This is a genomic window from Nocardia sp. NPDC004722, from assembly GCF_053601505.1.
This window is the reverse complement of sequence record NZ_JBSGBY010000991.1, coordinates 1-1,869: the sequence shown is the minus strand read 5'-3', so window position 1 is coordinate 1,869 and position 1,869 is coordinate 1. Positions and strand designations below refer to the sequence as shown.

Annotated in this window: 1 protein-coding gene and 1 pseudogene; both read right to left on the bottom strand. The window is 66.8% G+C overall.

What is annotated here, in order from left to right:
• Nucleotides 1–893, bottom strand: an 893-nt coding sequence (locus tag ACWELQ_RS44965) for a PLP-dependent cysteine synthase family protein (protein WP_452403067.1), incomplete at its 3' end; no start/stop codon positions are given.
• Nucleotides 893–1,869, bottom strand: a pseudogene (locus tag ACWELQ_RS44960) (decarboxylase); the annotation flags it as partial. The gene ACWELQ_RS44965 and the pseudogene ACWELQ_RS44960, both read right to left, overlap by 1 nt.

The window sequence follows — 1,869 nt, the reverse complement described above, 5'->3', positions numbered from 1 at the left end:
CACACGATGAACACCGCGACCAGCGGTTCCGGGCGCGGCTCGACCTCGCGCAGGAAATCCAGTGCCGCGGCATAGGTCGCGCCGCTCGTCGGCCCGGCCAGTACGCCGTGGGTGGTGGCCAGGGCGAGGGTGGCGTCGACTGCGCGCCCGGCCTCGACGGCCAGGATGCGGTCGTAGAAATCCGGCTGGAACAACCCCACATCCCACATCTCGGTCTCCGAGCGGATGCCGGGAATGAAGTCGCCGCGTTCGGAGACCACGGCGATGGTCTCGAGATCCGGATTGTGCTTGCGCAGAAAGGTGGCCGTGCCGCGGGTGGACCCGGTGGTGCCCAGCCCGCCGATCAGATAGTCGACGCGGGTGATGCCGTCGCGGGCGAGATCCTCGTGGATTTCCCGGCCGGTGCCCTGATAGTGCGCCTCGATGTTCTTCTCGCTCGTGTACTGCGAGGGGTGATACCAGGCGCCCGGCGTGCGCGCCATGGTCGATTCGATGACCGAGTACACGTCGTTGGGCGCGGTCGGATCCGGACATTCCGACAGTCCGGGCAGCTCCTCGATCTCGGTGCCCAACAGCTGCAACAGCTCCCGCACCTCCGCGACCTTGATGCGATTGGTGACCGCGCGCAACCCGACCCCGTGCAGCGCCGCCAGAATCCGCAGCGCCTTGGCGGTATTGCCGCTCGACGCCTCGATCAACGTCTTCTTACCGGCCACGATGTCGTCGAGGTCATCGCGGATCATGCCCCACGCGACCCGGTCCTTGACCGACCCGAACGGGTTGTAGAACTCGAGTTTCGCGTACAACTCGACGTGCGGCAGCCCGTGCACGGCCGGATCCAGCCGCAGCAGCGGGGTATTGCCGATCAGTTCGGTGATGTGGTCGTAGCGCATCAAGCCACCTCGTGCCGGTAGTCAACGTCACGGCACACCCGAAACGTCCCCGACCGTTGCACCACAGCCAGTTTCGGTGGCACCGAATGCATCGATGCGCGCGCTGCCGACAAATCCATGTGGTAGGCAGCGGTATTGGGGAAGACCAGGAAGTCTCCCGGTGCGGGGCAGCGTGGCAGCCACACCTTGTGGTTGGCGATCAGATCCCGTTCCAGGCACAGCCGCCCGGCCAGGAACACCCCCACCGCACCGGAATCGGCGGGCCTCTCGGCGGAACCGTGCGCCGCCACCAGGATCGGATCCACCATCACCTCCTGATCGGCCGGGGTGACGGTGTCACGGCTGAGATCCAGATTCACCAGCGTCGACCCGTCGGCGGTCTCCTTCACGAATTCCACCCGCGCCACCGTGATTCCGGCATGATCGACCAGCGATTTGCCCGGCTCCAGCCACACTTCCAGCAGATTCTCCGCCGCCACCGCGGCCAGCCCGCGCCCGCCGTGCGATTCGAGACCGGTATCGAGCAGATCGGCCAGCATCCGCGCGGCATCCACAGTGTTGGCATATTTGTGAAAAACCGGTGTCCCGTGCACGGCTCCGTCCTCGAGATGGAACCCGAACGTGTTGCCGCCCCAGGTCATCGGCTCCCCGCGACCCAGCAGCGATTCCCGTAGCGCGTGCACGTACGCATCGAATGCGGTGGCGTCGGCGGTGAACACCTGCCGGAATCCACCGCCGATATTGAGCACCGACGGTGTCAACCCCACCTCGTAGGCACGCTCGGTCAACTCCAGGCAACTCTCCACCGCGCGCACCCGCTCGGCCGGTTCCCCCGAGTCCAGGTGAAAAGCGAACCCGCGGAACTCGATCCGCTCCCGCTCGGCGGCCAGCACCTTCAGCACCGCGTCCACCCGCGCCAGCGGCACGCCGAACCGGCTCACCGGCGTCCCCCCGACACCGCAGACCCGCACCCGCA